At 56.3% G+C, this 6,841-nt stretch carries 5 protein-coding genes; 3 read left to right on the top strand and 2 right to left on the bottom strand.

Translation table 11 applies throughout. From position 1 onward, the window contains the following. The coding region (locus tag AC221Y_RS17815; RefSeq protein WP_486707907.1) for a M20/M25/M40 family metallo-hydrolase at nucleotides 1-628 on the bottom strand (628 nt) is incomplete at its 3' end. A gap of 77 nt (nucleotides 629-705) precedes the next feature. Next, nucleotides 706-3,915 carry a reductive dehalogenase gene (locus tag AC221Y_RS17820; RefSeq protein WP_486707908.1) on the bottom strand — a complete coding sequence of 1,070 codons (3,210 nt, stop codon included), beginning with the start codon at nucleotides 3,913-3,915 and terminating at the stop codon, nucleotides 706-708. Nucleotides 3,916-4,053: 138 nt separating this feature from the next. Here AC221Y_RS17820 and AC221Y_RS17825 point away from each other — a divergent pair, with 138 nt between their 5' ends. The 3 genes from AC221Y_RS17825 (at nucleotide 4,054) to AC221Y_RS17835 (ending at nucleotide 6,714) form a co-directional block, all read left to right on the top strand. Then, nucleotides 4,054-4,848, top strand: a complete 795-nt coding sequence (locus AC221Y_RS17825) for a 3-deoxy-manno-octulosonate cytidylyltransferase (protein ID WP_486707909.1) — start codon at nucleotides 4,054-4,056, stop codon at nucleotides 4,846-4,848. Next, the gene (kdsA, locus tag AC221Y_RS17830; protein ID WP_299757008.1) at nucleotides 4,845-5,663 is read left to right on the top strand and encodes a 3-deoxy-8-phosphooctulonate synthase; all 819 of its coding nucleotides are present in this window, start codon (nucleotides 4,845-4,847) and stop codon (nucleotides 5,661-5,663) included. The genes AC221Y_RS17825 and kdsA overlap by 4 nt, the downstream gene beginning before the upstream one ends. 70 nt (nucleotides 5,664-5,733) lie before the next feature. Further along, nucleotides 5,734-6,714, top strand: a complete 981-nt coding sequence (locus AC221Y_RS17835) for a KpsF/GutQ family sugar-phosphate isomerase (RefSeq protein ID WP_299757006.1) — start codon at nucleotides 5,734-5,736, stop codon at nucleotides 6,712-6,714. Nucleotides 6,715-6,841: the final 127 nt, after the last annotated feature.

Below are 6,841 nucleotides of genomic sequence, written 5' to 3' on the forward strand. Positions count from 1 at the left end.
CGATTTCAGCCCACCATACGCCGCGATGCCCAAGACAAATCCGATCCTTTTGAAGCGGCTCAGGAATGATCACGTGTTGCACGCGGTCAGGCGAAAAATAGCCCCTCTCCGCGAGATAGGCGACGCCACCGTACCCACCTGTTTCTTCGTCGGCGGTCCCCGAGATTTCAATCGCGCCCGCATAGTCTGGGCATGTCTCGATAAACGCTTCGGCAGCAATAATCGAAGCTGCCAGGCCCCCCTTCATGTCACATGTCCCGCGACCAAATATTTTGCCGTCTTCAAGAGTGCCGGCGAAGGGGTCCTTGCTCCACCCGTGTCCCACTTCAACGACGTCCGTGTGCGAGTTGAAGTGGACGCACTCCCCGGAATGCCGTCCGTCCCGTCGTGCCACAATATTCCAACGAGGGTAGCGGTCACTGTCGCCGGGTGTCCCTTCGCCGCGGACCAGTTCGGTTGCAAACCCTGAGCTTTCCAGACGACGTTTTAGATATTCGCAGATCTCGAGGTAGTGATCGCCGGGCGGGTTGATCGTCGGAATACGGACCAATTCCTGCGTGAGCGCAATCAGGTCGTCTCGACGCGCTTCGATGACGCCAAATAGTGCTGTGGCTTTTTCTGACTGCATTGGCGATGACCTACTTTCGCCTGGAGCATGCCGTCGGCGACGCGGCTTATCAATAGTTTAAGTCGGCCCTGACCAGCTCATAGATCAAGCTCGACCACACCGTTCGGCTCAGCTGCACGCGATTGACAGGTGATCATTCGACTTTCCCGTTGCGACTTGGACAGAACGAAATCGCGATGCTCCACGGCTCCGCAGACCACATTGCAGACGCAAACACCGCAAAGACCGTCTGAGCATTTCAGGTCGATCGGCACACCGTTCTCAATCAGGATGTCTGCAGCCGACCTATCCGCGGGCACCTCAAACGTTTTGCCGGACTTTGAAAGCCGAAGCGTGAATGGGTGGTTTTCGTATTCTGGAATTTTTGGGACAGAAAAATACTCCAAGTGCCGGGCATACTCAGGAAAACCGGCAGATTGTGCCGCATTCAGGACCGCCTGCATGTAGCGATCGGGGCCGCATGTGTAGATTTGGCTTCCTTTTTCATATGTAGGAAGCAGGCGTCCAAAGTCTGCCCGGCTTCCTTCGTCCGAGACGTGCAGCCGCAAGTTTTCTGCCCAAGGTGCGTTCTCCAAGTCCTCCAGATACCCCGCACCAGCCCGCGATGGGACAGAATAGTGGACTTCAAAGCGGCGTCCCAATGCGTGCAATCGATGCCCCATTGCGATCATGGGTGTGATGCCAATCCCGCCCCCCATCAGGAATGTCATTTCGGAGTCTTCAACGAGCGGGAAGTGATTGATTGGGCGGGAGATAAATACTTTGCGGCCCTCAGAGAATATCCGGTGTAACAACGCAGACCCGCCGCGACCTTTGTCCTCACGCAAAACACCAATCTGATAAACCGAGCGATCGGCAGGGTCGCCAGACATCGAGTATTGGCGAAGGTATTCCGGGGCCACCACGATATCAAGATGCGCACCTGCGTCCCAAGCGGGTAGGTCGTTCCCATCGAGATCGCGAAATTCATACTTTGTGATATCCGGTGTCATCTGTTCTGCTTTGGAGCATACGACGCGAAGAACCGGACTTTCGCCTTTTGCCGAGTATCGATGCACCAAGCTGTCGTCACCGGCTTTCTGTCGGCGTTGATATTCCTCAGCGGTGACGAGTGCCTGATAGGCCTCAATTCCGGCCTCACGGTCCATTGCAAACGGATAAGGCCAAGGGTGAGGAGCTAAGTTGGCGGGATAAACGGCGAGCGTTTGATCCTCGTACTTGAGTTTCAAGTCAGGTTGCAAGTCGCGTGCGTTGACGGTTTTTTTGGTCGGAAGGTAGTGCCCACCTTCGGACAATTCCAAATCCCACCACCATTTTTTGACCGGGTTGAGACCGCCATTGCCAACGTAATCGTCCAGTTTTGCAAGGGCAGGGGCAGCATTTGGTATATTCATCGCAGCCCATCGAAAAGGCTTTTCTGCGAACAGACCCTCAAGGTTCCAGGGGCAGGTCTTCATACACCGGCCACACATCGCCCCCCCTTCGGTGGTGATCCGATAGGTGGCACATTTCTGGCTGTCTGACTTCCAAATTTCATAGCCGTTGAACATCAGTTTGGGACCAGCGGTAATCGCGCCGCTTGGACATTCGCGCGCACATTTGTTGCAGGCCTCACAAAATGCCTGCATTCCGAAATCAATCGGCTTGTCGTGCGCAAGGGGCATGTCGGTGGTTACGACACCGGATTTCAAGCGGGGTCCAAGGAACGGGTTCAAGATGACTTCGCCGATGCGGCTCACTTCGCCCAGCCCAGACAATAAGAGCAGCGGAGGTTGCAAGACTTCCCCGTCCATCACCGTGTGCGCTTTTGCGGAATACCCCAGATTGCGGATTTGTTCTGCGATAATCCCTCCAAGAAGCGAAAACCGAAGATACGCGCGCATAGATTGCGCGACGCTAATCCAGTCATCGCCGCTCGCGCCCTCCATCGTTTCGTGGCCTTGATCGACAATCATCGAAATGGCTTGATCATGCGTTGGCTCGATTGCAGCGCCGGTTGCATCGTGGGAATACCACGCCCATTCGGGACATCGACTGATCCCAACTGCGTCTATTCCGAGAAAGTAACTCGCAGCTTTGATCGCAAGCGCGTTTTCGTCGGCATCACTCTTATTCGGGTCACTCTTTGCGGGGCCATCCTGAAGCAAAACGAAAGCCCCCAGCAGGCGGCGTTGCGCGCTCGATGTCGCTGCCTTTCGCGCGTAGTACCCGCCCTTCGCTCCTTTTTGGAGCGCCGGGCCCATGTCTCCGAACTGCGCGCGGGCAAACATGTCGGTGCGTTTAGGAACGCGCGCAACGTTTGGCTCATCAATATAGGTTGTGGGAGTTTCGACACGTTTGAGCGTTTCAAAAGGATGCGGGCCAAGATGGAAAGCTCTGGACTTGAAGGGATTGCCGCCAATACCGGTCCGGCGGGCCCCCGATGTCCCAAGCCACCAGCTTGGCCCCGACGTCCGAAACCAAGGCTGTTCTGCCTTTGGCACCAAGGGGGCGTCATGTTGGAGGGGCATCGTGGTCGTAACTGCCGCGAGGCCGAAGCTTTCACCGATATAGGGGGCCTCCACGGTACCGTCTTCGTGAGAAAGAAGCCCCGATGCCACACCAAGCCGGTTTAAGTGAACATCTGACGACGTCACAGTATGTGCCCGCGCTTCCCAGCCCAGCAGCCGAATATAATTTGCCAATACCGCAGCTGTTTCCGCCGCACGCAGCGCGGCTGCAGGCACACTTGCGTCTCGCAACCAAGTCGCGCCGGGTTCATCGGGCCAGGGCGGGCGAGGAGCTTCGTTCAAGACGACAATAGTAGACTTATGCCCATCAATATCCGTCGGCGGGGCAGCCATAGACTCCTTCAGATCCGCCATGATCATGTCAATGCCGCTTGCGAGCGTCTTTGTTTGTCGCGTCGAAAGATCATGCGAAAGCCGATCAATCTCGGGGTTGCGAACAGTTGTTTCTCGTCTTGCTAGATCGGGCAGCGGCCCAATGCCAACCATGCTCGCGTCGTTGAAGTAGCCAAAGCTTTTCAGGTGGTTGGATCGCTCGGTCAGATCGCTTGGGATCTCTGATCGTGTCCGATTGATCAATCCATCTCGTATAGCATCCATCATCGCCTGATAGTCGCTCATAGCGTTGATCAGGGCCTCGGGTGTCTCGCTTGAAAAAACGACTGTCGGGTCTTCCGCGACGGCTGACAGATCCGGCAGGTCGCCGCGCGACAGGCGTTCTAGGGGGAAGGGTCCGAGATGCACCGGGCGGTTCTTGTCTGAGAATATACGGCTGCCCAAGGCGCTCCCTTTCGTGGGGTGGTTTGGATGCCAGACTAGCCGCTGCATCGGGCATGTCGACCTGTGAATAGGTGGCTACGGATTGCGGAGCGCCCCGCTTTTCTTTAAGTCGAGAGTGCAACAACGGGGCGGGTAAGCGTGCGAACTGTCATTTTTATTCCTGCGAGATACCAGTCATCGCGCTTTCCAGGAAAATCCCTTGCCGTCCTGCGAGGGGCCACAGGAATTGCCAAGAGCCTTATCGAACGCAGCTGGGACGCGGCAACACAGGTGTCTTCGGTCGCCGAAGTATTCGTGCTGACCGATGATGCGCGTATCGCGGAAGCTACAAAAGCGTTTGGTGGAAACGTATTGATGACCCCGCCGGAATGCCGGAATGGCACGGAACGCTGCGCCGCGGCCGTCGCCCTTTTGTCGGAACCTGCCGATATTATCGTTAACCTTCAGGGGGATGCGCCGCTAACTCCGCCCCATTACGTTGAGGCATTGATAGATGCTCTGGCGGAGGACCCCACAATTCATATGGCGACGCCGGTTCTGAAAACGGCCGCCGAGCACTTGGCGAAACTTCAGACCGACCGAAAAGCAGGGCGTGTAGGGGCCACTACGGCCGTTTTTGGAGCCAACAACGACGCGCTTTACTTTTCCAAGGAGGTCTTGCCGTTTTATGATGGCGCACCGCAGGATGCGGTTTCAGTGTTCCACCACGTTGGTTGCTATGCCTATAAACCTGAGACGCTAATGCACTACAACGGCTTACCGGAAGGCCCGCTTGAGAAACGTGAAGGCTTGGAGCAACTCCGTTTTCTGGAAAACGCGATACCGGTGAGATGCGTGGAAGTTGAATCCAAAGGCCACGATTTCTGGGAACTGAACAACCCTTCTGATGTTCCGATCATCGAGGCAATTATGGCCAGGGAAGGCTTGAAATGAAGACCGTATCCATAGGCGCGCTCTCGGTTTCTAACGAGGCGCCACTAACGCTTATCTCGGGACCCTGCCAACTTGAGACGCTTGATCATGCCCGCATGCTTGCAGAAACGCTTGCAAAGGCCTGTGCAGACATCGGAATTGGGTATGTCTTCAAAGCGAGTTTTGACAAGGCCAACCGCACCAGCCTTGGTGGGAAGCGCGGCGTTGGAATAGACGAAGGCTTGTCGATACTCGCGGCCATCCGCAGCGAATTTGGGTGCCCAGTTCTGACGGATGTGCACGACACAACTCAGTGTGTTCCCGCGGCTGAAGCCGTCGATATTTTGCAGATCCCTGCGTTTTTGTGCCGCCAGACCGACCTTCTTTTGGCCGCCGGCGAGACGGGCGCCGTCATCAACGTCAAAAAGGGTCAGTTCCTGGCGCCCTGGGACATGCAAAATATCGTCGACAAAGTGGAAAGTACTGGTAACCAAAGAATTTTGCTTACCGAGCGCGGGGCAAGCTTTGGCTACAATATGCTTGTAAGCGATATGCGAAGCCTGCCGATAATGGCGCAAACCGGCTACCCAGTGGTCTTTGACGCGACACATTCGGTGCAGTTGCCGGGGGGGCTTGGAGGGTCGACTGGCGGGCAATCAGAATTCGTTGCACCGCTCGCCCGCGCTGCAGTTGCCGTCGGTTGTTCTGCCGTTTTCATTGAGACTCACGAAGAACCTGCGCGGTCACCATCGGATGGACCAAACATGGTGCCATTGGCCGGTATGCCTGCGCTCTTGAGGCGGCTAAAGGCATTGGACGAGGTCGTCAAAGCATAGTCTGCGCGGCTAAGTCTTTGCTGCGCAGCCGCAATCCTCTATGCCGGTGGCGAACGAAAGGTTTCGAGCGATGAACACGACCAGCGCGATACAGGCGGCCATTGAAACCGACCTTGCGGCACTGAAGACAATGTCGGAAGGGCTGGGCGCGATGGATCAGTCCTTGGCCGAGGCGCTGGAGCTGATTTCCGAAATGTCGGGCCGGTTAATCGTGACGGGTCTTGGAAAGTCCGGGCATATCGGGGCTAAGCTGGCCGCGACGTTTTCCTCTACTGGCACGCCGGCCTATTTCTTGCACCCCGCTGAGGCGAGCCATGGCGATCTTGGCATGGTGCAGCCCGATGACGTCATCCTTGCGTTAAGCTGGTCGGGGGAAACCCGCGAGTTATCGGATGTAATCGGATATGCGAAGCGCCATGCCGTCCGCCTCATAGCCATTACTGGAACCGCCGAAAGCGCTTTGGCGCGCGCCGCAGATGTGGCTTTGGTCCTTCCCAAAGTGCGCGAGGCATGTCCGCACAACCTTGCCCCGACAACGTCGACCTTGCTTCAGCTTGCGCTGGGCGATGCACTTGCGATCGCGGTTTTGCAAATGCGGGGGTTCAGCGAGGAAAGCTTTCACTCCTTCCATCCGGGAGGTTCGCTTGGTGCTGCCTTGAAACGCGTGGACGAAATCATGATCGAAGGTGAAGATCTGCCGTTGGTGGCACAAGACACTCCGGTCATGGCCGCCCTCAACATTTTGTCTTCCAAGGGGCAGGGTATCGTTGGCGTGACCAAAGACGGTGAATTGCAAGGTGTTATTACGGATGGCGATATACGTCGCTATCTTGAAAGAAATGCCGCATCGACAATGCAAGTCGCTCTTCACGAGACGCCCGCGATGGCTGTGATGACCAAAGGCTCGGTGATTTTGTCGCCAGAGATGCTTGTCGGAGAAACGCTTCGGATTCTGCAGACGAAACGTATCTCGGCGGCCTTCGTTGCGAGCGAGGGTAGCCCCGTCGGGCTTATCACAATGCTGAGGCTATTGAACCGAGGCGCAGCCTGACGCCATGTCTCCGCTTACGCGCCTCTATCTTGCATTTTCACAAGTTTCGGGGCCTATTTGGTGGCTTTTCCACCGTAGAAGGCTGAAAAAAGGCAAGGAGGATCCCAAGCGTCTTCCTGAAAAATAC

Source organism: Boseongicola sp., assembly GCF_057460485.1.

Coding starts and splice junctions, on each gene's coding strand:
- kdsA (WP_299757008.1), top strand. CDS start 4,845: ATGAAGACCGTATCCATAGGCGCGCTCTCGGTTTCTAACGAGGCGCCA.
- AC221Y_RS17835 (WP_299757006.1), top strand. CDS start 5,734: ATGAACACGACCAGCGCGATACAGGCGGCCATTGAAACCGACCTTGCG.